At 43.0% G+C, this 22611-nt stretch carries 20 protein-coding genes; 7 read left to right on the top strand and 13 right to left on the bottom strand.

The window, feature by feature from the left end; translation table 11 throughout:
* Positions 1-399 precede the first annotated feature (399 nt).
* Entirely contained in the window at positions 400-2211 is a 1812-nt protein-coding gene (gene lepA, locus H6G05_RS13725) for a translation elongation factor 4 (RefSeq protein WP_190578710.1), read from the top strand.
* 38 nt (positions 2212-2249) lie between these two features.
* On the opposite strand, the gene purM is transcribed toward lepA, so the two are convergent.
* From purM to H6G05_RS13705, 4 genes are all read right to left on the bottom strand, one after another.
* Positions 2250-3281, bottom strand: coding sequence for a phosphoribosylformylglycinamidine cyclo-ligase (gene purM, locus H6G05_RS13720; RefSeq protein ID WP_190578709.1), 1032 nt, complete (start codon positions 3279-3281; stop codon positions 2250-2252).
* 66 nt (positions 3282-3347) lie between these two features.
* Complete coding sequence (proC, locus tag H6G05_RS13715) at positions 3348-4145, bottom strand: pyrroline-5-carboxylate reductase (RefSeq protein ID WP_190578708.1); 798 nt, start codon at positions 4143-4145, stop codon at positions 3348-3350.
* Positions 4146-4167: 22 nt separating this feature from the next.
* Positions 4168-4752 carry a cell division protein SepF gene (locus H6G05_RS13710; RefSeq protein ID WP_190578707.1) on the bottom strand — a complete coding sequence of 195 codons (585 nt, stop codon included), beginning with the start codon at positions 4750-4752 and terminating at the stop codon, positions 4168-4170.
* A 947-nt stretch (positions 4753-5699) separates the two neighbouring features.
* The gene (locus tag H6G05_RS13705; RefSeq protein WP_199310531.1) at positions 5700-6380 is read right to left on the bottom strand and encodes a YggS family pyridoxal phosphate-dependent enzyme; all 681 of its coding nucleotides are present in this window, start codon (positions 6378-6380) and stop codon (positions 5700-5702) included.
* Positions 6381-6572: 192 nt separating this feature from the next.
* Between H6G05_RS13705 and H6G05_RS13700 the strand changes: the two genes are divergently transcribed.
* Positions 6573-9749, top strand: a complete 3177-nt coding sequence (locus tag H6G05_RS13700) for an adenylate/guanylate cyclase domain-containing protein (protein WP_190578706.1) — start codon at positions 6573-6575, stop codon at positions 9747-9749.
* 31 nt (positions 9750-9780) lie between these two features.
* Here the strand turns inward: H6G05_RS13700 and dnaK are convergent, their stop codons facing one another.
* The 6 genes from dnaK to psbN form a co-directional block, all read right to left on the bottom strand.
* Positions 9781-11751 (bottom strand): molecular chaperone DnaK, encoded by a 1971-nt coding sequence (gene dnaK / locus H6G05_RS13695; protein WP_190578705.1) that lies wholly within the window; start codon positions 11749-11751, stop codon positions 9781-9783.
* A 290-nt stretch (positions 11752-12041) separates the two neighbouring features.
* Positions 12042-12515, bottom strand: coding sequence for a CAAD domain-containing protein (locus H6G05_RS13690; protein ID WP_190578704.1), 474 nt, complete (start codon positions 12513-12515; stop codon positions 12042-12044).
* Between the two features lie 413 nt (positions 12516-12928).
* Positions 12929-13246 carry an STAS domain-containing protein gene (locus tag H6G05_RS13685; protein WP_190578703.1) on the bottom strand — a complete coding sequence of 106 codons (318 nt, stop codon included), beginning with the start codon at positions 13244-13246 and terminating at the stop codon, positions 12929-12931.
* A 376-nt stretch (positions 13247-13622) separates the two neighbouring features.
* The gene (locus tag H6G05_RS13680; protein WP_190578702.1) at positions 13623-14195 is read right to left on the bottom strand and encodes a DNA-3-methyladenine glycosylase; all 573 of its coding nucleotides are present in this window, start codon (positions 14193-14195) and stop codon (positions 13623-13625) included.
* A gap of 39 nt (positions 14196-14234) precedes the next feature.
* Positions 14235-14660, bottom strand: a complete 426-nt coding sequence (locus H6G05_RS13675; protein WP_190578701.1) for a molybdenum cofactor biosynthesis protein MoaE — start codon at positions 14658-14660, stop codon at positions 14235-14237.
* 51 nt (positions 14661-14711) lie between these two features.
* Positions 14712-14843 (bottom strand): photosystem II reaction center protein PsbN, encoded by a 132-nt coding sequence (psbN, locus tag H6G05_RS13670; RefSeq protein ID WP_094532123.1) that lies wholly within the window; start codon positions 14841-14843, stop codon positions 14712-14714.
* Positions 14844-14920: 77 nt separating this feature from the next.
* Between psbN and psbH the strand changes: the two genes are divergently transcribed.
* The 4 genes from psbH (at position 14921) to H6G05_RS13650 (ending at position 17509) form a co-directional block, all read left to right on the top strand.
* On the top strand, positions 14921-15115 hold the full coding sequence (gene psbH, locus H6G05_RS13665) for a photosystem II reaction center phosphoprotein PsbH (protein WP_190578700.1): 195 nt from the start codon (positions 14921-14923) through the stop codon (positions 15113-15115).
* Between the two features lie 95 nt (positions 15116-15210).
* A complete protein-coding gene (locus H6G05_RS13660) occupies positions 15211-15516 on the top strand; it encodes a TatA/E family twin arginine-targeting protein translocase (protein WP_190578699.1) in 306 nt (101 codons plus the stop codon).
* Positions 15509-16156: an aminoacyl-tRNA hydrolase gene (gene pth, locus H6G05_RS13655; RefSeq protein ID WP_199310529.1), complete on the top strand. Its 648-nt coding sequence runs from the start codon at positions 15509-15511 to the stop codon at positions 16154-16156. The genes H6G05_RS13660 and pth overlap by 8 nt, the downstream gene beginning before the upstream one ends.
* Positions 16157-16366: 210 nt before the next feature.
* Positions 16367-17509, top strand: coding sequence for a sugar phosphate nucleotidyltransferase (locus tag H6G05_RS13650; protein ID WP_190578698.1), 1143 nt, complete (start codon positions 16367-16369; stop codon positions 17507-17509).
* Positions 17510-17545: 36 nt separating this feature from the next.
* Here the strand turns inward: H6G05_RS13650 and H6G05_RS13645 are convergent, their stop codons facing one another.
* From H6G05_RS13645 to murI, 3 genes are all read right to left on the bottom strand, one after another.
* Positions 17546-19021: an N-acetylmuramoyl-L-alanine amidase gene (locus H6G05_RS13645; RefSeq protein WP_190578697.1), complete on the bottom strand. Its 1476-nt coding sequence runs from the start codon at positions 19019-19021 to the stop codon at positions 17546-17548.
* A gap of 96 nt (positions 19022-19117) precedes the next feature.
* Positions 19118-20572 carry an N-acetylmuramoyl-L-alanine amidase gene (locus H6G05_RS13640; protein WP_190578696.1) on the bottom strand — a complete coding sequence of 485 codons (1455 nt, stop codon included), beginning with the start codon at positions 20570-20572 and terminating at the stop codon, positions 19118-19120.
* Between the two features lie 41 nt (positions 20573-20613).
* Positions 20614-21444, bottom strand: coding sequence for a glutamate racemase (gene murI, locus H6G05_RS13635; protein WP_190578695.1), 831 nt, complete (start codon positions 21442-21444; stop codon positions 20614-20616).
* Positions 21445-21929: 485 nt separating this feature from the next.
* On the opposite strand from murI, the gene H6G05_RS13630 reads away from it, so the two are divergent.
* Entirely contained in the window at positions 21930-22445 is a 516-nt protein-coding gene (locus H6G05_RS13630; protein ID WP_190578694.1) for an inorganic diphosphatase, read from the top strand.
* The last annotated feature ends 166 nt before the right edge of the window (positions 22446-22611 follow it).

Raw genomic sequence — 22611 nt, 5'->3', positions numbered from 1 at the left:
CTGTTGAACAGGCTAGCGAGTATGTTTCAATTTTTAGATGAAACTACTATAGCTATTATTACTCATACAATCTAGTAATATGAGAAGTCAGATAATTTGGCTCACAAATCCTTGGCAAAATCTCACCCAGTTTACTAGCTCTTGTACATTACCCCTAAACACAGTTTTTGAGAAGAGATTTTTTATGTATGCATTGCCTTGTGTTAATTACAGAGGCGTATATTAATAAAGTTGTGCTTTGTAGGAATTCCTCAATATATTTAGCTGAATTTAACTGACTAAGTAAGACTTTTACAGCTCTGTAAATTTATTAGCGTTTTTACAGTTGTTTACATTAGTTTACTTTAATGTAGGATCTGATTGTCTCGCAGTGTTCTGCCCCCCATTGTTTTGATATCTATGACCAACGTACCCGTCTCTCGCATTCGTAACTTTTCGATTATTGCCCATATTGATCATGGCAAGTCTACACTTGCCGATCGCTTGTTGCAATTTACAGGCACGGTGGCAGATCGAGATATGAAGGCGCAATTTCTAGACAATATGGATCTGGAACGAGAGCGAGGGATCACCATTAAGCTGCAAGCAGCGCGGATGAATTATCAGGCTCTCAATGGTGATGAATATACGATTAACTTGATCGATACTCCTGGACATGTGGACTTTTCCTATGAGGTATCGCGCAGTTTGGCAGCTTGTGAAGGTGCTTTATTAGTGGTAGATGCCTCGCAGGGAGTAGAGGCGCAAACTTTGGCTAATGTTTATTTGGCTTTAGCTAACGATTTAGAAATTGTGCCTGTACTAAATAAGATTGATTTACCAGGAGCCGATCCCGATCGCATTGCCCATGAAATTGAGGAATTAATTGGCTTAGACTGCGCGGACGCAATTCATGCCTCGGCAAAGCAGGGGATTGGGATTCGCGAGATTCTTGAGGCGATCGTTTTAAGAGTACCGCCACCGAAGGATACAGTCGATCAGCCTTTACGCGCTTTGATTTTTGATAGTTATTACGATGCCTATCGGGGGGTAATTGTTTACTTTCGGGTGATGGATGGCACGGTCAAAAAAGGTGATCGTGTCAAATTCATGGCATCGGGTCAGGAATATGTGATTGATGAGTTGGGAGTATTAGCCCCAGGGCAAATCCAAGTTGATGAATTACATGCGGGTGAAGTGGGTTATCTGGCGGCGGCGATCAAGATGGTTGCCCATGCGCGGGTTGGGGATACGATTACTTCGGCGATCGACTCAGCACCAGAACCATTTCCGGGGTACGAAGAAGCTAAGCCGATGGTTTTCTGCGGCATGTTTCCCACCGATGCCGATCAGTTTGAAGAGTTGCGTGAAGCTTTAACGAAGCTCAAGCTCAATGATGCGTCTTTAAACTATGAGCCAGAAACCTCGAATGCTATGGGCTTCGGGTTTCGATGCGGATTTTTGGGGATGCTGCATATGGAAATCGTGCAGGAGCGTCTGGAACGTGAATACAATCTCGATTTGATCGTGACTGCGCCATCGGTAATTTATCGGGTGACGACTAATAACGATGAGATCTTAATGATTGATAATCCGAGTGAGTTACCGCCACCCAATTCAAGGAAACAGATCGAGGAGCCATATGTGAAGTTGGAGATCATGACTCCGCAAATTTACATTGGTACATTGATGGAGTTGTGTGTAGCTAGACGTGGCGTATTTGTCGATACAAAGTACATCACTACGGAACGGGCTACTTTAATTTATGAGTTGCCATTAGCCGAAATGGTGACCGATTTCTTTGATCAGATGAAGTCACGCACTAAGGGATACGCCAGTATGGAATATCAAATTATTGGTTATCGTCCTAACGATCTGGTGCTAGTGGATATTCTCGTTAACGAAGAACCTGTGGATGCCTTGGCTTGCATTGTCCATCGTGACAAATCCTATAACGTCGGTCGAGCCTTGGTATCGAAGCTCAGAGAATTAATTCCTAAGCAACAGTTCCAGATTCCGATCCAAGCGGCGATCGGTTCCAAGATTTTGGCGCGGGAGAATATTTCGGCTTTACGCAAGAATGTGCTGAGTAAGTGCTACGGCGGTGATATTTCTCGGAAGAAGAAACTTTTAGAGAAACAGAAAAAGGGTAAAAAACGGATGAAGTCGATTGGTACGGTGGAAGTGCCACAAGCCGCATTTATGGCGATATTGCAATTGAACGGTGATTAGCATAAAAAAAGGAGCGCATTGCGCTCCTTTTTTTATGTTTATACGAAGATTAGCGATCGCTCGGCGGCGATGACTTCACCAATGTGATTAGTGACAAAGCCTTGGGACTGGAAATAGGCGATCGCTTCATCAGCTTTGGTGGGATCAACGACTACTGCCATGCCAATACCCATATTAAAAGTATTGAACATATCTAGTTCTGGCACTTCACCCTCAGACTGGAGCCATTGGAACAGAGCTGGAATCTGCCAACTATCACGGAAAATCTGCACGGCTTGACCTTCGCCGAGGCAACGGGGCAAGTTTTCAGGCAAGCCGCCGCCTGTGATATGAGCAAGTCCATGAATACCAAAATTTGCCTTAAGTGCTGCTAAAACTGGCTTGACATAGATTTGCGTGGGCGTGAGAAATACTTCAGCCAAGGTCAAATCCTGAGTATCGATGGAAATTTCTACCTTATCGTCCCAGTTATAGCCTTTAGTTTCGATGATTTTGCGAACAAGGCTATAGCCATTGCTATGGATGCCCGAACTCGCCAAACCAATGACCACATCGCCAATGTTGACTTGTGTGCCATTGAGCATTTCTGACTTTTCGGCGATCGCTACACAAAAACCCGCCGCATCATATTCGCCCACACCATAAAATCCTGGCATCTCCGCCGTTTCGCCACCAAGCAAGGCACAACCTGCCATCTGACAACCATCGGCAATGCCCTTAACTACTTCAGCAAGTTGATCGGGTTCCAGCTTGCCTGTAGCTAAATAATCTAAGAAAAATAAAGGCTCTGCGCCAGAGGTCAACACATCATTTACGCACATTGCTACTAAGTCAATGCCGATGGTGTCGTGTTTATTGGCTGCTTGAGCAATTTTTAGCTTTGTGCCAACGCCGTCTGTACCTGAAACGAGAACGGGTTGTCGATAACCTGTGGGCAGTTCAAAACATCCACCAAAACCACCTAGATCTCCCAGTACACCTAGACGATGGGTTCTCGCAACAGAATCGCGAATTTTTTCCACGAAAGTGCGACCTGCTTCGATGTCTACACCCGCTTGACGATAATCCAAAACCTCTAACTCCCAATCTGCTCAATTAAACTTTTAGTTTCCTGCTTTGCAGGAAGCTAAAAAAACTTATTGCTTGCCTAATTGGTCAGCCCGATGGGTTGCCGCAAGCACGGCTTCTATCATAGCGGAACGCAAGCCCGCTTTTTCTAACTGAGCGATCGCCGCAATAGTTGTGCCCGCAGGACTGGTGACTTGATCTTTTAATTGAGCAGGATGTAACTTCGTTTCAGTTAATAATTGCGCGGTTCCTAAAACCGTTTGCGTGGCTAATTGCATGGCGATCGCTCGTGGTAGCCCTGCCGCCACGCCACCATCTGCCATTGCTTCTACCATGAGAGCAACGTAAGCGGGGCCAGAGCCTGATAAACCTGTGACTGCATTCATCAGTGATTCGGCAACTTCGACAACAGTACCAACTGCCCCAAAAATTTTCTGCACAGCATTTAACTGTGCTGCGGTTACTAAGGCATTTGCAGCGATCGCAGTTACACCTGCACCCACTTGCGCTGGTGTATTGGGCATGGCTCGGATAATTGGTTTAGAGGGAAACATCACCTCTAGTTGAGCCAAAGTTACACCAGCTAAAATTGACACAATGCAATTAGCAGGCGCATTTGCTAAACCGATTGCAGCTGCATTTAGTGATTGTGGCTTAACGGCCAGAAGCATGATCTCTGCTTCCGCAGCTACCAAATTATTTGGTGTAACTTGTACCCCATACTTTTTTTCTAAAAGAGCGCGACGCTCTGGCATCGGATCGCTGACGCAGACATCGGATGGCAGGTAAAGGTTACTAGCGATCAGGCGAGACAAAATTGCCTCACCCATTACACCGCCACCGATAATACTGAGTTGAGCTTTCAAAGATTCACCAATAACCTAGATATTATTGAGCGAAACGGCTAACGGGTGCTTCGGCAGCCCATGCTGGAGCAGGTGCTGCGGTAGGACGTACCACGCGAGGCTGAGGCATAGGTGCTTCGTTCAATACTGAAGACTGTGATGTGACTTGAACACAAGAAGGTGCAAATAGGAAGATGCTATCGCCAATACGTTCTTGATGACCATCAAGGGCATAAGTACCACCAGCAACAAAGTCAACTGCTCGCTGAGCTTGATCGGGGTCCATCATCGTCAAGTTAAGCACAACTGATTTGCGTTCACGTAATGCTTGGATGGCTTGAGGCATTTCTTCAAAAGTGCGGGGCTCCATCACCATTACTTGGGACAGACCATTTGCAGCACCAGGCATACCAATTACATTGCTCATGTTTTCAGAAGTTGCTCTTAAAGCAGTGGGACGTTCACGGGTGCGGCGAGTTTGTGGCTCCTCAGGTTCTGGAGCGATCGCGCCATTATCTTCTTGATAAATGTCTTGGTATTCACGGCTTGAGGCTTCATCGTACTCATATTCGTACTCTTGGGCTTCATTCAAACCAACAAAATCCTTGAGCTTTGTAAAAATTCCCATCGTAATTAACTCCTAGTGTGTGCTCCTCAGTTTTGGTTTAAAACCGCAACATCATACTTCTAGACTAGATGAGGAGTGCGATCTAATAAAGCAGTCTTATAAAATAAGGCAAAGAGTTGCTTTGTCTAGTTGTGTTAAATTGCCTTTACTGTCCAAAACAGTATTGACAAAATATTTACTCGCAGACTGTAACCGATAACAGGCAAAAAAGCTAGATACAGTTATTAACTTTTTGTTATACGACAAAACACGACTTTTATTTGACAAAGCCTTGTAGTACATAGGACTTAACTACTTAAGTTAACTAGTTACCTACGAAGAAATCTTTTTGATATTTAACAAGTTTTTAATAATTGGGTAAACTTGCTTGCTACCAAGGACTTTGCAAAACAAATTTGTGCTTGCTAAGAGCGTCTATGTGAGTCTAAATGATGATAATTGGACAATGTGATATCAGCATAAAAACTTAGTTATACATAGTCTTTCTTAAAGCTTTTCGTATTAGCCATTAGAAAAGATAAAAGCCATAACATCAAAATAGTTAGTAATACTCATGGGTGATTTCTGATTTGGGGGCATCAGTATTTTTATTTGAAATTAAAGTATTCTAGAATACAAAAAATGTATTAATTTATTGTATTGCTAGCAGTAATTTCAAACTCTCACCATGAGGATTAGCTAGATTCTCAACTTAACTGAGAAAAACTATTTGCTTTAGAACGCTAAACTTATAACAGGTTTGGGCATGTCTGGCAAGCAAAAAAAAAATTAATGTTTGTAAGGCGGTAGCGCTGCAATTCTAATTATAAAAATCGTTTTTTTGCAAGCCCGCCAATGGAGAGCTTGCAAAAAAACGATTTTGGTGTTTCCAGCACCGAAGGTGCTGGAAACACCAAAATCGTTTTCATACTGGGAATTGCTGTGTGAAGCGCCTCATTCCAAATATATTACAGAGCAAAAATCTGGCTACCAATCCGAATGATCGTAGCGCCTGCTTTGATGGCGATCGCATAGTCGGCGGACATGCCCATTGATAGTTCTTGAATATTTGCCCAACCGAGAGATCTCATTTTTGCGGCTAGTTCAGTAGCGTGGCTAAAAACGGCATAGGCTTTAGCTTCATCTAGACCAAGGGGCAGAATTGTCATTAGACCAACGATATTGAGATTTTGTAATTTTGCTAGTTTTGGTAAATCTGCTAATAGTTCTGATTCTGACCAGCCTGACTTGTTGGGGTCTTCGGCTAGATTGACCTGCAATAACAGCTTCGGTGATTTCCCAAGTTCAGATATAAGGCGATCGCATTGTTCGGCAAGACTCAGGCGATCAATAGAATGTATCCAATCAAATTGGCTGAGGGCTTGTTTTGCTTTGTTACTTTGCAGAGAGCCGATCATGTGCCATGTGATATCAGTTAAATCTGCTAACTCTGTTTGCTTGATTTTTGCCTCCTGTACACGCGATTCGGCAAAGTCACGCACACCTGCATAGTAAGCCGCGCGGATTGCCTCTGTCGTCGTGTATTTGCTGACAGCAACTAGTTTTACCTGCGGTGGAATATTGACCCGAATGTGATTTAGGCGATCGCCGATCTTTTGGGCGATCGCTTCAGAAGTAACTTCAGACATAACTTTGATGGTAATAAAAATCCAGATCTAAAACCTCTAGCCCACGCGCAGCGTGGGCTAGAGGTTTTAGGTTTTGTCTACTTACTTATTAGAGCAAACCTCAGGCAAGAAGTGAGCAAATACGCGCAGACTCGTACTTTTACATGAGGATCACTTTATTATGGGGATGGTCTAGCATTTTTAGCTTTTTGTATGACTGCCCCCGCCAGTAAAGATGCCAAATCTCAACGCGATCGCCAGCTTTCTCTCAAGATATTGCTGATAGTTCCTTTTGTGACTCAAGTGATTGCGGCGGTAGGAATTACGGGATGGCTATCGGTACAAAATGGGCGGGAAGCAACTCAGGAGCTAGCTCCTCAAATTGGACAGGAAGTAACCAATACGATTGAGGCGCATGTGCGGGGTTACTTTGAAGCCCCTTTAGAGATTCTGCAAGCCCATGGATCCTTGGCAAAGGCAGGCTATCTAAATTTTGAGAATTTAAATGGTTTAGACAAATTATTTTGGCAGCAGATGCGCCAAGCTCAAAGTTTATATTTTTTCTACGCAGCAAATCCTCAAGGTCAATTCCTTGGTGTGGAAAGGCGAGAAGGTAATGCTTTGGTGTTGCATCGATCTTCTTCGCCAAATTTAGTAGCACCACTGCAAAAAGCCATCTTTCGCTTAGATAACACTGGTAAAGTCCTTAACCAAATTGAAGTAAATATTTACGATCCTCGAGATCGCCCTTGGTACAAGGCAGCAGTTAAGGCTCGCCAAACAGTCTGGAGTCCTATTTATCCATTTGTAGCACGTCCGATTTTAGGGATTACGGCTTCTTTGCCGATTTATAGCGAATCTGGTAACTTGCGGGGAGTCATGGCGATCGACTTAACGCTCTCTCAAATAGGGGATTTTCTAAGACAGCTAAAAATCGCTAAAACAGGACAAGCCTTTATTTTGGAACCATCGGGGGAGATCGTTGCTACATCAACTTCAGAAGCATCCTATATTTCCATAGATCAAAAACAACATCGTATTCATGCCCTTAAAAGCCAAAATCCTCTACTGCGCTTAGTCTTTCAAAATCTTCAACAAAAATATCTTAATTCTGCTGATATTCCCAAGCATCAGCAAATCCAGATGGAATGGGAGGGTGCAACCCAATATATTCAGATTACGAGATTACGTAATGCTCAGGGATTAGACTGGCTGATGATCGTCGCAGTATCTGAAGAAGACTTTCGCGATCGCATTAATATCAACACACGCAACACGATTGTCTTATGTGTTTTAGCCCTAGTTTTTGCTAGCTTGACAGGTTTTTATACATCAAAATGGATTGCCAAACCCGTTGAGAAGCTTATTGATGCTTCTCACTTGCTTGCAAATCTGTCTGCTTCAGCCGATCTCGCTACTGGTCAACCCTATCGTCCCATCGAAACTGCAAATGTGCGAGAGCTATCAATTCTGGCTGACTCCTTTAATCAAATGGCGCAACAGTTACAGATTTCTTTTATGGCGCTTGCTCAAAGTAAAGAGGAGTTAGAAATTCGGGTAGAACAGCGTACTGCTGATTTAAAAACCAGTGAAATCAAATATCGCACCCTTGTGGAAGCTGCCAACTGCATCATTTTACGTATCAATACTGTCGGCACAATTAAATTTATTAATGAATATGGACTAGCTTTTTTTGGGTTTAGTAAGGAAGACGAAATGGTGGGGAGAAATATTAGTGGCACGATTGTCAAAGGTAGTGATGACACAACTATTTCTGATTTACTCAGTTGGATGAAGGATCGCCACAATTCTCATCAGATATCAATGTTTCAAGAAAGTCAAAATATCCGTAGCGATGGAGAGCAGGTGTGGATATCTTGGTCAAATCGCCCAATTTTAGATGATTCAGGAAAATTGGTGGAAATTCTCTCAATTGGGGTTGATATTACGGAACGAAAGAGAATTGAGTCTACCCTTGAAGAGTTTGTGAGTTTACAAAGAGCTACCTTTGAGTCGATCGCAGATGGTGTGGTCGCCGTTGATCGAGTTGGGCATATCAATAGCTACAACCAGCGTTTTATCGATATGTTTGGGCTATCTTTGGAGGTTTTATCTATACCTGATTATGACCTGAGATTAGAGTTTCTATCGGAAAAGATGCTCGATCCTCAAGACTTTATGCAGCGATCGCAGGAGTTTTATAGCCATCCTGAACGTGAAAGTTATGATTTGTTAGAGCTGATTGATGGTCGAGTTTTGGAACGCTATTCCCGTCCCCAAAGGCTTAGCGATCAGATTATTGGTCGTGTATGGAGTTTTCAAGATATCACGGCGCGGGTGATAGCGGAGCAAGCTCTTGAAGAGCAAAAAACCTATTTACGATTAATTATTGATAGCATTCCCCAACAAATTTTCTGGAAAGATACAAATCTGGTGTTTAGAGGATGTAATAAAAATTGGGCGATGTATGCTCAACTGGAGACTCCAGAAAGTGTAGTGGGTAAGACTGACTACGATCTAATTAATAATCCTGAATTGGCAACTATGTTTCGGACTCACGATCAGCAAATTATGGAATCTAACATTCCTGAAATGCATGTGATTCAGCGCAAACTCAATCCAGATAAGTCTGGACAATCAATATGGCTGGATATTAGCAAGCTCCCAATTATTGATGCGGATGGCAAAACGATCGGGATTTTGGGTGTACTTGATGATATTACTGAAAGAAAAATGGCTGAAGAAGCTCTCAATGCTGAGCAGGAGAAATCAGAGAGATTATTATTAAATATTCTGCCTAAGCCGATCGCCGATCGCCTTAAGCAGTTTCACGGTGTCATTGCGGATAGTTTTGAGTCGGTTACAGTTCTCTTTGCCGATCTGGTGAGCTTTACGCGAATGTCTTCCGAACTTTCGCCCCAAGATTTGGTGGATCTGCTCAATCTCATTTTTTCTACGTTCGATACACTTTGTGAAACCTATGGCTTAGAGAAAATTAAAACCATTGGTGATGCCTATATGGTGGCAGGTGGTATTCCGATTCCTACGGAAAAACATGCAGAGGCGATCGCCTGTATGGCTTTAGATATGGTTGATAAAGTGGCTGAACTCCGTGATTTGACAGGTAGACCATTACAAATTCGCGTTGGTATCCATACGGGTGCGGTAATTGCAGGGGTGATCGGCACGCAAAAGTTTATTTACGATCTCTGGGGTGACACGGTGAATGTGGCAAGTCGGATGGAGTCTCACAGTGAGGTTGGCAAAATTCAGGTGACTGCCGCCACCTATGAATTGCTCAAGCCTAAATTTGATTTGGTCGAGCGGGGTGCGATTGAAGTCAAGGGCAAAGGACTCATGCAAACCTATTGGCTTACCTCCAAAAGATAAAAAAGGCGGCGCTTTGCGCCGCCTTTTTTATCTACATCCAATCATCGTCGTCATCGTAAGACACTCGCGTATTTGGACGGCGGCGATCATCTTCGTCCCTGCCCCGTTTGTTGCGGCTGGCAAAACTACCGATACTTTCGAGGATGCCACCAAATAAATCATCATCCTCATCATCGTAATCCTCGTCATCTTCGGCATAGAGTTCCGTTGATAGGGCATAGAGCGCTTCCTGCAACTCGGACTGAGCGCGATCAATTAGGGCATCATCCTCCTTGACGATCGCATCTCTTAGCTTTTTAATCGATCCCTCAATTTGTTTGCGGCGTTCGTAACTGAGTTTGTAGCCGTAATTAAGGGCCAAATCTTTGAGTTGACGCTCGGCTCCCACTGCCAAGTTATCGGCTCGATTAAGTTTCTCGATGCGTTCCCGTTTAGCACGATCGCGATCGGCAAATTGCTCAGCCTCAGTGACCATGCGCTGCACTTCTTTCTCGTCTAAAGTCGAAGCACCCTTAATTGTGACGCGGCGTTCGACACCCGTGCGGCGATCGCTAGCAGTTACCGCCAAAATCCCATCAGTATTTAGATCAAAGGTGACATCCACCTGAGCCACGCCGCGAGGCTGGGGATCAAGTCCACTTAATTTAAAGCGCCCCAAAGACTTGTTATATTCAGCGAGATCTCGTTCGCCTTGGATCACATGGATTTCCACAGAGGTTTGGTTATCTTCGGCAGTCGTAAATAATTCCATCTTGCGACAGGGGATCGTCGTATTGCGAGGAATCAAACGTTTGACTACCCCGCCCGAAGTTTCAACACCAAGAGACAAAGGTGTGACATCTAGCAGCAACACATCCTTAATTTCGCCCGACAAAATCGCAGCTTGGATCACCGCGCCGATCGCCACCACTTCATCGGGATTAACGCTTTGGCTAGGTGGTTTACCGATCGCTCTTCCCACCATTTCCTGTACCGCAGGAATCCTTGTCGAGCCACCAACTAAAACCACTTCATCGATTTGGCGCGGACTAATTTGAGCATCACGTAACACGCGATCGAGGGGAATTTGTAAACGCTCTAATAAATCAGCACTTAAACGCTCAAACTGCGATCGCTTTAAACTAGTTTCTAAATGTAAAGGTCCCTCAGCCGTGGCTGTGATGAACGGTAAATTAATTTCGGTTACGCCCACCGTCGAAAGCTCAATCTTGGCTTTTTCGGCTGCCTCGGTCAAACGTTGTAATGCTTGGCGCTCTTTACGCAGATCCACACCATCGGATTTTAGAAATTCTTCAGCGAGGTAATTCACAATTTGGCGATCGAAATCATCACCGCCTAACTGGGTATCGCCCGTCGTTGCCTTGACTTCAAATAAACCGTCGCTCACCTCTAGCACAGACACATCAAATGTGCCACCACCAAGGTCAAATACTAAAATTTTCTTGTTGGATTTTTTATCTAATCCATAGGCTAGCGAGGCAGCCGTTGGCTCATTTAAAATCCGCTTAACTTCAATCCCCGCTATACGACCAGCATCTTTTGTAGCCTGTCTCTGCGAGTCATTAAAATAAGCAGGAACTGTAATTACTGCACCTGTTACAGGTTCGCCTAGATACCGACTCGCCTCATCGACGAGTTTACGAATTACCATTGCTGAAATTTCTTCAGGTGCAAAATCTTTCTCAAGTCTAGAGCTGCGTAACTTGATATTGCCCTGATCATCACGACGTACTGTATAAGGGACACGCTTAGTTTCCGCCGAGAGTTCACTATGCTTGCGTCCGATAAACCGTTTGACAGAATAAAAGGTATTGTCAGGATTTAGCACTGCTTGCCGACGTGCCATTTGCCCGACAAGACGTTCGCCATCTTTAGTAAAGCTAACAACGGAGGGAGTGGTGCGGCTACCTTCTGAGTTTGCAATCACTATGGGTTTGCCACCTTCCATAACGGCTACCACAGAGTTTGTCGTACCCAAGTCAATACCTACAATTTTGCCCATGCTTGACGTATATACCTCTTCACTTCCCAAGACTGTCTATTAAACAGCTTAACAATTTTTGATGTTGCTTTACTTTGCTAATATCCTATCTCTAAATATCACGCTTATAGACAAAGGGCTTCTAAGCCCAGTAATTCTCATTATAAAAATCGATTTTTTGAAAGCCCGCCGTTGGCAGGCTTTCAAAAAACCAATTTTGGTGTTTCCAGCGCCGAAGGCGCTGGAAACACCAAAATCGGTTTCATAATCAGAATAGCTGTTCTGATTCCCCTTGTCGTGAGATTGGTTATTTAGCCGAAAACTTTGCTTTTCCAAGCTGTGATCCCATCGATTAGCTCCTTGCGAGTATTAGCAAGTAATAGGTATCGATAGATAAACCATACCGAATAGACAAAGCCCACTAATTCAAAGAAGCTAGGCAATACTGGTAATTTATTCAAAAAGCCTAAAATTTCTGATGTGACAATAAATACAGGGATGGTAGCAATTATGGCGATCGCTAGGGTGCGATTGGTTTTTTTGCCTTCACCAAAGTACTCCTCCCAAAGTTCCTTGATTTGCTTCAAAATATCGAAACTCACGTTGAGTGAGTCGTCTATGGGTGGAGTAGCAACTGTTTTGGCTTCAGATGTTGCTACAGAAACGGATGTTACTGACTTTGTTATTTCTGGTGCTTCTGGAGACTTTTTGTCTGGACTAGTAGCTTTTAAAGTTTCGGCTGGATCTTCTGCGATCGATTCGTCAGTGTTTTCTTTAGGTTCCATAATTTGTTTGATCTTATTGACCAGTCAGTAGGATGGAGAAATTTTAACAATAATTTGCAGCGCTTTGTTAGGGGATCGCTGGAACGCAATAAATCCAAGTAGCGCCGCTACTTGGATTTTGGGTTTTAATTTGTCTTATTTCGTCTTATTTAACTCTTGCATGGCTGTAGCAATCCTACATGGTTTGTGGAAGGACTCCCCATCGGGGTGTCCTTCCACAAACTAAAAAAATCCACAAATGATATAGGACGGCTATATAAGATTTTTAAGTTTTAACAATAATAGCGATCGCAAATATAAAAACTTAAAAGAGGCATGATGTCTTAGCACCACGCCTCTTTTAGAAAATAAATAAAGGCGGCGCTTCGCACCGCCTTTATTTAGGTTTTATATCTTAAGCAAGATTGATATAGTTAAACTTTTTTCAAAGAATGTTCAAACTGGCTGCGATTTTCAAATACATCAAATAAGTTTTTCATTGATGTTGCTTCTAACAAAAATTCGATATATTCGCTAATTGAGCAGAGTGCAAACTTACAGCCGATCGCCTTTGCGCTCCTCAAAGCAAAAATTAAAGCCCCCAAACCTGAGCTATCCATCTGTTTGAGATGTTTTAGGTCAATAAGTAATACATCAGGTTTCCGATCTAAAACATGACTAGCTTGTTGACGAAAATAGTTAGTACTAGTGGCGTTAAGATGTCCCGTTGGCTGCATTACTTCAATATGCATGTTTTTTCTCCTTTCCCCAGTTTTGAGGTACTAAAAATATCTAAAGTGATTTAATAAATTATTTAATTGTTAATTCAAATGTCTGGATAACTTTTAGAAAATATGAAGTTGAAGAACTGCTTTAGCTATCTAAACAATTATTTAATTTAGATAAGGCTTTTGGGCTATGCAACTGTACTTTTCTATTTCATAGGAACATCCTACTTCCTAAATTCAATATTTATTTACCCAAAAGTTATGAAAAGGTTATTTCTAAAGTTATTAATATTGAGAGAGCGCCGTCTAAAGATCTGACAATGTTTTCCAGCCCAGCATTTAGTGGTGCAGCACTTCGTGCTGCACCACTAAATGCTGAGTACTTATTCTGGGTACTTATTTAGGTCACTTTTCGAGATACTGAGGTGCGATCGCCTAAATACCAACGCCAAGGAATATCTACTCCCTGCGTAATTCCGATTCTTGTGGTTTGGTAAATTGGCTCAGCGAAATCAGGTGATCGTACTTCGAGCCATAGATCCGTATCTGGATGCAGCGTTACCCCATCAAGTTGTCGATCAATTTTTAATAGGCGGCAAAGTTTGCCAGGTCCTGCCCCTGCTCGATGCGCCTTTTCTTTGGGATTGTGCCAACTTGGTAAGCGATCGCATTCGATCGCCCGAATTAATACTGCACTGCAAAAATCTTCGCGATCGGTGACGATATTAACGCAATGATAAATTCCATAAATTAAATAAACATAGGCAGTACAGGGTTCACCAAAAATAGCGGCATTGCGCTGAGTTTTGCGGCGATAGCCATGACAGGCAGGATCAGTTGCGTCATAGGCTTCAGTTTCGACAATAATTCCCCGATATTCAATCTTGTCAATCCTTCTAACTAGAGTACATCCCAATAAATCTGGCGCAACTTCGTATGCAGGTCGAGCAAAAAAAGATTTTTCTAGCAGCATCAAAAACTCCAAATAAAAGGACGCAAAGCGTCTTTTTACTTATATGGGACAATTTACCCAACTGCTGATGCCGTCCAGCCAAAATTCTTTTTTCCAGATCGGGGCATCAATTTTCAAAGTGTCGATCGCATAACGACAAGCTTCAAAAGCTTCAGCACGGTGTGGAGAACCCACTGCGACTAAAACGCTAATTTCGCCAATTTTTAACTTTCCTAGACGATGATGAATGACAACTTCGGTAACGTCTGGAAATTTCTGATGGCAGCGATCGCTAATTTCCTGAAAAACTTGTAAAGCCATCGATTCATAGGCTTGATAGTCCAAATAATCAACGGCTCTTCCCCCCGTCTGATTGCGTACCATGCCGCTCATCAGCACCACGGCTCCATTACGGGCATTATCAGCTATCGTATAGACCTCTGATACATCCAAAACTTCATGAGTTAGTCGTAAGTTTTTAATCATCTATTCGCCTAAACTATTCGCCTAAACCGCGCAAGGCACGGTTTAGTTAAATTAATCTTCGTGTTCTTCAAACTGATCGACTAATTCTTTATTGGGTGGACCAAACGCCACGTATATCGCATAAGCTGTTAAAACGATCACACATACGGCAATAGTCACCGCGATCGAAGTTGCGTTTTCCATGAATTGAACCAATGATTTGAGTTATTCTTAATTACAATTATACTATTTTGTAACAATCCTTTTAAGAAGACAAAGTTATGTCACAACGTACCCGCCTTGGCGATATCCTCAGACCTTTGAACGCAGAATACGGTAAGGTCTCTCGTGGCTGGGGAACTACCCCTCTCATGGCTGTATTCATGGCGTTGTTTCTTGTATTTCTGGTAATTATTCTCCAGTTGTACAACTCTTCCTTGATCCTTGATGGTGTTAACCTCAACTGGGGCGGCTAGGTTCTAGCTATCCTTAGCAAAGATTAAAGGCACGCTCTGCGTGCCTTTAACGTATCAATAGTTTTCGTTGTATATAAATTTTAAGGTCACTCCCCATGAATATTTTTGGTATTGGCTTGCCTGAAATGATTCTGATCATGTTGGTAGCACTTTTGATCTTTGGTCCAAAAAAACTGCCAGAAATTGGGCGCAGTATGGGCAAAGCGATTAAAGGGTTTCAAGATGCCTCCCGTGAATTTGAATCAGAGTTTAAGCGCGAAGCCGATCGCCTTGAGCAAACTGCAACCATTGTCGATAAACCGACGGCACAACCAAATCCTGATGTGGCCACACCCGTCGCTGCTGCTGTTGCCACATCTTCAGAAGAAACTAAGGAAGTAACAACTGCCTCGGATGCTTGAGACTCAATCTATTTCTCTGATTGTGGGACTGGGTAACCCCGGTACCGAATATGAGCGTACCCGTCACAATATTGGTTTTATGGCGATTGATCGCTTAGCGACATCTTGGGGTATCTCTCTTGGTAAAGAAAAGCGCTTTTATGGCATTTTTGGCGAAGGTCGATTATCGACTCGATTAGCTAGTAGCGGTAAGATCCGTTTGCTCAAACCAACTACCTATATGAATGTCTCAGGACAATCGGTACGAGCCTGTGCTGATTGGTTTAAGGCGAATCCTGCCAATATTCTAGTGATCTATGACGATATGGATTTACCCCTTGGTAAATTGCGATTGCGTCCTTCAGGCTCCGCAGGGGGACACAATGGCATGAAGTCCATAATTTCGCATCTTGGTACGCAAAATTTTCCTCGGCTTCGTCTTGGAATTGGTCGTGGCAGTAAAGTTGATGGTGATAATAGTGCGATCGCTTCTAAAGCTAATCAAAACGTCACTAACCATGTTTTAGGCGGGTTTTCGTCCGCTGAAACTAAAATCTTGCCTGAAATTCTTGATCTGGCTGAGTCCACAGTTACCAGTATTTTAGCGGATGGACTAGAAAAAGCAATGAGTCTATACAACAGTCGTAGTATTGATGTCTAAATATTCTAAATATGTTTAAAAAATCGAGTGGCTATGTTAAAGCATTGCCGCTCTAAGTTAGAGGCTAACTAGCTAGTCTTTCCTAAGTTTTTTTAGACGGCTTACAGGGTATGATAAGACGGGTTTTTAGGGTTCTTGAACATAACGTAGTAACCAAATTACTAAGATATGCAAGTGCCATTTAATCGTAGTGAGAGGAGAACGTAATTTATGAAAGCCATGATTTTGGCTGCGGGTAAAGGTACTAGAATCCGCCCGATCACGAATATCATGCCTAAGCCCATGATCCCGATCATGCAAAAACCTGTAATGGAGTTTCTAGTTGAGTTACTCAGACAGCACGGCTTTGATCAGATTATGGTTAACGTTAGCCACTTGTCAGAAGAGATCGAAAATTATTTTCGAGATGGTCAAAAGTTTGGCGTGCAGATGGCTTATTCCTTTGAAGGAACCATTATTGATGGCAAGCTCCAAGGTAGTGCGCTTGGATCGGCTGGTGGGCTCAAAAAAATTCAAGATTTCTCTCCTTTTTTTGACGATACTTTTGTTGTTCTTTGTGGTGATGCATTGATCGATCTCGATCTCACCTATGCCGTTAACTGGCATCGTCAAAAAAAATCTCTAGCTACGATTATTACGAAAACTGTTCCTAGAGATCAGGTGTCGAGCTATGGAGTTGTAGTTACGGACTCCGATGGTCGAATCAAACAGTTTCAGGAAAAGCCAAGTGTTGAGTCAGCTCTAAGCAATACCATCAATACAGGTATCTATATTTTCGAGCCAGAAATCCTCGATTATGTGCCTTCGGATATGGAATTTGACCTTGGCAGTGATTTGTTTCCTAGGTTGGTATCAGATAACCTTCCTTTCCATGCTATTTCTATGGATTTTCAATGGGTCGATATTGGTAAAGTTCCCGATTATTGGCAAGCAATTCAAGATGTCCTTTCAGACAAAATTAAAAACGTTAATATTCCTGGGCAGGAAGTTAAGCCAGGCGTTTATACAGGTTTAAATGTTTCGGTGAACTGGGACAAGGTAGACATCCGTGGTCCTGTCTATATTGGGGGTATGACTCAAATAGAGGATGGTGCGACCATCATTGGCCCAACAATGATTGGCCCTAATTGTCATGTTTGCAGTGGGGCTGTGGTTGAGCGCAGCGTAATTTTTGAGTATTCGCGCTTATCAGATGTGCGGCTAGTCGATAAATTGGTGTTTGGTCGTTATTGTGTTGACAAAACGGGTGCAACTATCGATTTGCAAGCAGCAGCTTTAGATTGGTTAATTACCGATGCTAGACATCAACAGCAATCTCAATCTCCATTAGAATTTTCTAATGCTCCTTCTTGAGAAAAACAGGGGAATCGCGAAGCGGTTCCCTGTTTTTTACCTACCACGAACACGCATGAACTGATCGATACCTCGTGCGATCGCATCAGCCATCTGTTTTTGATAGCTAGGATTGCTAAGATTTCTCGCTTCAGTCGGGTTTGTCACAAAACCAGTCTCCACTAAAATAGCAGGCATCGAAGTTCTAGCAATTACGTAAAAACCTGCGGCTTTAGCACTGCGATCAGTTGCACCAGTCGCTGATATGATTTGTGACTGAACGTAGCTAGCTAGCGTTCTCCCAATTGTTGAGCCTCGGGCAAAAAAAGTTTCTACCCCATTAACGCTATTGTTGCGAGAAGCCAGAGAGTTCGCATGAATACTTACAAACACATCAGCATTAACTCTCTCGGCAAGAGCTACACGCGGCTCCAAATCAATTTCTACATCACTAGTACGAGTGTAATAAACCGTGTAACCCATATTTTGCAGGGCTTTTCCTAAGCTAATGCTGATGTCTAAAACAACATCTTTTTCCTGTATGCCGTTACCAATAGCACCTGGGTCACGCCCGCCATGCCCTGCGTCAACTAGGATTACTCCTCGGCGACGCTCACCTGTATTTAGAGGAGATTGGGGAACAGGATTGTTATTAGGTAAAGGTGTTTGGTTGTTTGGAACAATACTATTGAGTGAAACTTGTAATTGAATTTGTTGATTATTGAGACGTTGAGTTTCACGTACTTGCCAACCAGCGATCGTTTTGATCCCAATTTCCACAGAGGTTCCCACTTGCGAGAGCCTAATTCTTTCAATAGGGCTGTTTGCCGCAAGATTGGGACGCTGTAAATTTGGTGAGATTTTTGCATTAGCAACCGTTAAGTTATAAGTACCAGAGTTAGCATCAAAACCAATCCGATAGCTCACGGGCTGGCTTGCTGAAACAATGAGTTGACCAGTACTACTAAAACTCAATCTTTCGATCGCCGCAGGCGTAGAAGATGTGGGGCTGCTGGGAGTATTAATTGGTCTAGGGAGACTTAGATTGGGATTGATTGAGGGATTAATTGGGAATTCTTGAGCAGTTTGATTTGATTGAGTTAGTAGTAGGGTTCTAGTGGCAGGGATGTACTGACTTTGCCATGCAAATTTGCTGCTTGGATCACTACTATCGAGATCAAAAACTAGTCTGGCTATCGCAGGATTATTCTGAAACTGAGCTACTCTGACTTGCTTAATGCCGAGTCGGTTCATTGGCAGAGTTGATTGATGTAATTGTTGCGCCAAATTCGCGTTTTGCAGATCGACAATTAAGCGATCGGGATTATTCTCTCTTTGGATGCGAATTTGAGGATTAGCATTAACAGTCAGCATTAAGCCATTGTTAGTTGCTCGAATGCTGTTTATTTGAACTTTACTAGATAAGTTAGATGTGTTGTTGATCGACTGTGCTTGTAACTGCCCTAAGACAGGGCTGATATAGTCAGTAACTACAGTCATCAAAATTCCAACTGCTAGTTGTCGATATCGCAAAGTAGTTCTCCCGTGGGCATAAAGATCTAAAAGTTGAGAAGATCGAGCAGCTAGATTCTTAATAGATTTTTTAATCTGGAGCAATTCCCAGATTATCTATCTTCGGTAAGATTTCAAGAATTGATCGATTCCTTGAGCGATCGCTGCGGCCATTCGCTCTTGATAGTTATTATTAAGCAACCTTGAAGCCTCTGATGGATTTGTAATAAATCCAGTTTCTACCAAAATTGCAGGCATTGAAGTTTTCGTAATCACATAAAATCTAGCTGACCTCACACCACGGTCATTTGCACCTGTACTCGCAATAATTTGCTGATGTACCAATTCTGCAAGATTCTTACCCAAAGACGCATTAGGTGCATGATAAGTTTCAACCCCATTAACCTGTGATGAACTTGCATCAAGGGAGTTAACATGAACGCTGACAAATGCACTCGCTCTAGCATTCTCCGCCATCTGCACTCTTGGTTCTAGATCGAGGTCTATATCCTCAGTGCGTGTATACATCACAGAATATCCCATTTGCTGCAATATCCTGCCGAGCTGTTTACTCATTGCTAGCACAATATCTTTTTCGTAGACTCCATTTCTGGTAGCACCTACATCTGGTCCCCCATGCCCTGGGTCAATCACAACTAGTTGGCGACCAGAAGTGACATTGCCATAGTTGGGCTGAACTTGCGATCGCGTATTTTGGGGAAGACCTGCGGTAACTTGTCCAACACTTGTTAACTGTAAAGCGATCGCTAGCGGATTCGTGCGGCTAGTCTCGTTAATCTGCCAACCTGCGACTGTTTTCACACTAACGACTACTGCATCACCCACCTGATTGAGGCGAATTTGCTCTATAGGACTATTTGCTCCTAAGATTGGTCGGCGTAACTGCGATGAAATCCGAGTCGCAGGAATTGTGACACTGTAGGTATTACTAGCTAAATCTACACTGCTACGGTAGGAAATCGCTCGACTAGCCTGAATTACCAGCTGACCATAACCATTAAAAGACAAACCCTCAATTGTCGTAGCTAAACCCTTGTTCGCTATAGACGAAGTTGTTACTGGCAAACTTGTATTGAGGTTTTCTGCCCCTATGGGGCGTAGTACCAATAGACCACGTGCTTGATCGAAAGAACTCTGCCAATTGACAGGGCTACTACTATCCAGATCAAAAACTAACCGAGCGATCGCAGGGGATTTTTGAAACTGAGCCACTCTAATTTGCCTTACCCCGAAGCGATTGATCGGTACTATGGAGTTATGGATATAGGGTGAAACTTCGGTTGCTTGTAAATCTAAAATAATGCGATCAGGGTTAGCTACTCGTGATGCCCGCATTTGAGGAATGCCATTAATTTGTAGGGCAAATCCATTCGCATTAACTTGGACGCTGCGTAACTGTAACTGCTGACTTGACGATGGTAGTTGTGCTTGGAGATTATTGTCCTGTACTGATAAGCTAAGAGGCACTTGAGCATTAACTGCTGGTGTACCTAAGCATGTCCCAGCCATTAACATTACTAGCCATAGCGATCGTCGGTAATATGGGTTCAAAAAAATTACTCCCATTTGACTAGAGCTTGCCAATCAAAACTTTAAGACAGCAATTCTACAGGAGATAGGTAAACTTTTTCCACCAATGGCGACTTTCCTAGCCAGCGTCGTGATACTTGAGCAAAACGATCTGGATCGCCGCTTACAAAAAATCGAGTCTCAGCGCGATCGCTACGATTATCTAAGCATCTTAGTCCCATCAAATCTAACTCTTGACTTGCTGCTCTCACCACATAAGACGCAGGATTCACTAGAGCCACATGAGACGGCAAAATTTGGCGTAAAACCCCTGATAAATGTGGGTAATGAGTACAACCCAAAACTAAAGTATCAATATTTGCCTCAACCAGTGGTTGTAAATAATCCTTGGCTACTTGCAATGTGTATGGATCGTTAATCCGATCAGACTCAATCAAAGGTACAAATTCAGGACAATCTACCTGAAAAACCTGTGCTTGAGGATCGCTTTCACAAATAGCCCTTACATAAGCTTCACTTTTAACAGTTGCGGTCGTGGCAATTACCCCAATTCTCTTGCCTTTACCAACAGCTGCTCTCGCTCCTGGCAAAATCAATCCTAAAATCGGCAGATCAAAATCTTTTCGCACTATATCTAATGCTAAAGCCGAACTGGTATTACAAGCCATGATTGCCATCTTGACTTGCTCAGACTGCATCCAGTGCAAAATCTCATATACATACTCAATGATTTCAGCAGGCGATCGCTTCCCGTAGGGCAATCTTGCTGTATCACCGAAATAAACCACAGACTCATTAGGCAATTGGCGATGAACTTCTTGTAAAACCGTAAGTCCCCCAACCCCACTATCAAAAACACCAATAGGGAACCGAGCTTCTTGCTGCAAAAACATGCACATCCTCACACTTCACATGCATCACAGTAAAGCATACTTTTCTTAACGTGAATATCAGCGTAACTAATTAACCTCAAATACATTTTCCTTACGCACTTATACCAAAAGAAAAAAAGTATGCTTTTTCTTTTAAAAACTTCACTCGATTTGAGCGCCAATTCATAAAAGTGTCCTTACACCTTTGTGAATTATTGTTGTCACCATCTAAGTTTAAAGTCTTTTAAGGCTTTGAGTAGCCCTGAGTAATTTCTGGAAGACTTGCTCTGCAAGTCTTCCAGAAATTACTCAGGGCTTTCAGTCAGCGCAAAGTGCTGTAACAAGGATGGTGATGTTAAATGCTGTCATCTCTTTCTAGGTTTTATGTCTTAACGGTACTTGCGATCGCTATACTTTTTCTAGGCAGCCTACGATCTCCTATGCGACTAGCATCTGTCATAGCATAAAAAAAATAACAACTCAAAAACTAAATCAAGGAGTACCCAATGGACTTATCGCGCATCCCCCCCCAACCTAAAGCAGGCATCCTCAACGTCCTGATTGAAATCCCCGCAGGCAGCAAAAATAAATACGAATTCGACAAAGACCTCAATGCTTTTGCCCTTGATCGTGTCCTTTACTCCTCAGTCCAATATCCCTATGACTATGGTTTTGTCCCCAACACCCTTGCTGATGATGGAGACCCTCTTGATGGCATGGTGATCATGGATCAACCCACATTTCCTGGTTGCGTTATTCCTGCACGCCCCATCGGGATGCTGATCATGATTGATGGCGGCGATCGCGACGAAAAAATCCTCTGCGTCCCCGCTAAAGATCCCCGCTATGCTGATGTTAAAACATTGGCTGATATTGCCCCCCATCGCCTTGAAGAAATTGCTGAGTTTTTCCGTTCCTATAAAAACCTAGAAAAGAAAGTCACTGAAATCAGAGGCTGGGAAGGTGTAGAAGCAGTTCAAGCTCTTGTAACCAAATCTATTGATGCTGCTTTGCCCAAATAATAAAAAAGTTTCTTCTCTTAATGCCTTATTACGTATAGCTTTGAGAGGATTTCTAGCAAAAAATTAAAACTTTATTCAAGAAAACGCTTGACAAAGTTAATTAAGCTTGCTAACTTAATAAAGCGCTGAAGGGAGAGACGAGCGAAAGCGAAGCGAACCCGACACA

This window comes from Phormidium tenue FACHB-1050, assembly GCF_014696925.1.
GTDB lineage: Bacteria > Cyanobacteriota > Cyanobacteriia > Pseudanabaenales > Pseudanabaenaceae > Pseudanabaena.
Note: the sequence above shows the minus strand (reverse complement) of the source record. Positions and strands in the feature narration are given on the sequence as shown.

Bases quoted from the DNA above. Each gene is read 5' to 3' on its own strand.
- H6G05_RS13650 (WP_190578698.1), top strand. From the start codon at position 16,367: ATGAAAGCCATGATTTTGGCTGCGGGTAAAGGTACTAGAATCCGCCCG.
- H6G05_RS13705 (WP_199310531.1), bottom strand. From the start codon at position 6,380: ATGTCTGAAGTTACTTCTGAAGCGATCGCCCAAAAGATCGGCGATCGC.
- H6G05_RS13660 (WP_190578699.1), top strand. From the start codon at position 15,211: ATGAATATTTTTGGTATTGGCTTGCCTGAAATGATTCTGATCATGTTG.
- H6G05_RS13630 (WP_190578694.1), top strand. From the start codon at position 21,930: ATGGACTTATCGCGCATCCCCCCCCAACCTAAAGCAGGCATCCTCAAC.
- murI (WP_190578695.1), bottom strand. From the start codon at position 21,444: ATGTTTTTGCAGCAAGAAGCTCGGTTCCCTATTGGTGTTTTTGATAGT.
- H6G05_RS13700 (WP_190578706.1), top strand. From the start codon at position 6,573: ATGACTGCCCCCGCCAGTAAAGATGCCAAATCTCAACGCGATCGCCAG.
- H6G05_RS13680 (WP_190578702.1), bottom strand. From the start codon at position 14,195: ATGCTGCTAGAAAAATCTTTTTTTGCTCGACCTGCATACGAAGTTGCG.
- lepA (WP_190578710.1), top strand. From the start codon at position 400: ATGACCAACGTACCCGTCTCTCGCATTCGTAACTTTTCGATTATTGCC.
- dnaK (WP_190578705.1), bottom strand. From the start codon at position 11,751: ATGGGCAAAATTGTAGGTATTGACTTGGGTACGACAAACTCTGTGGTA.
- H6G05_RS13675 (WP_190578701.1), bottom strand. From the start codon at position 14,660: ATGATTAAAAACTTACGACTAACTCATGAAGTTTTGGATGTATCAGAG.
- H6G05_RS13685 (WP_190578703.1), bottom strand. From the start codon at position 13,246: ATGCATATTGAAGTAATGCAGCCAACGGGACATCTTAACGCCACTAGT.
- pth (WP_199310529.1), top strand. From the start codon at position 15,509: ATGCTTGAGACTCAATCTATTTCTCTGATTGTGGGACTGGGTAACCCC.
- psbN (WP_094532123.1), bottom strand. From the start codon at position 14,843: ATGGAAAACGCAACTTCGATCGCGGTGACTATTGCCGTATGTGTGATC.
- H6G05_RS13690 (WP_190578704.1), bottom strand. From the start codon at position 12,515: ATGGAACCTAAAGAAAACACTGACGAATCGATCGCAGAAGATCCAGCC.
- H6G05_RS13710 (WP_190578707.1), bottom strand. From the start codon at position 4,752: ATGGGAATTTTTACAAAGCTCAAGGATTTTGTTGGTTTGAATGAAGCC.
- psbH (WP_190578700.1), top strand. From the start codon at position 14,921: ATGTCACAACGTACCCGCCTTGGCGATATCCTCAGACCTTTGAACGCA.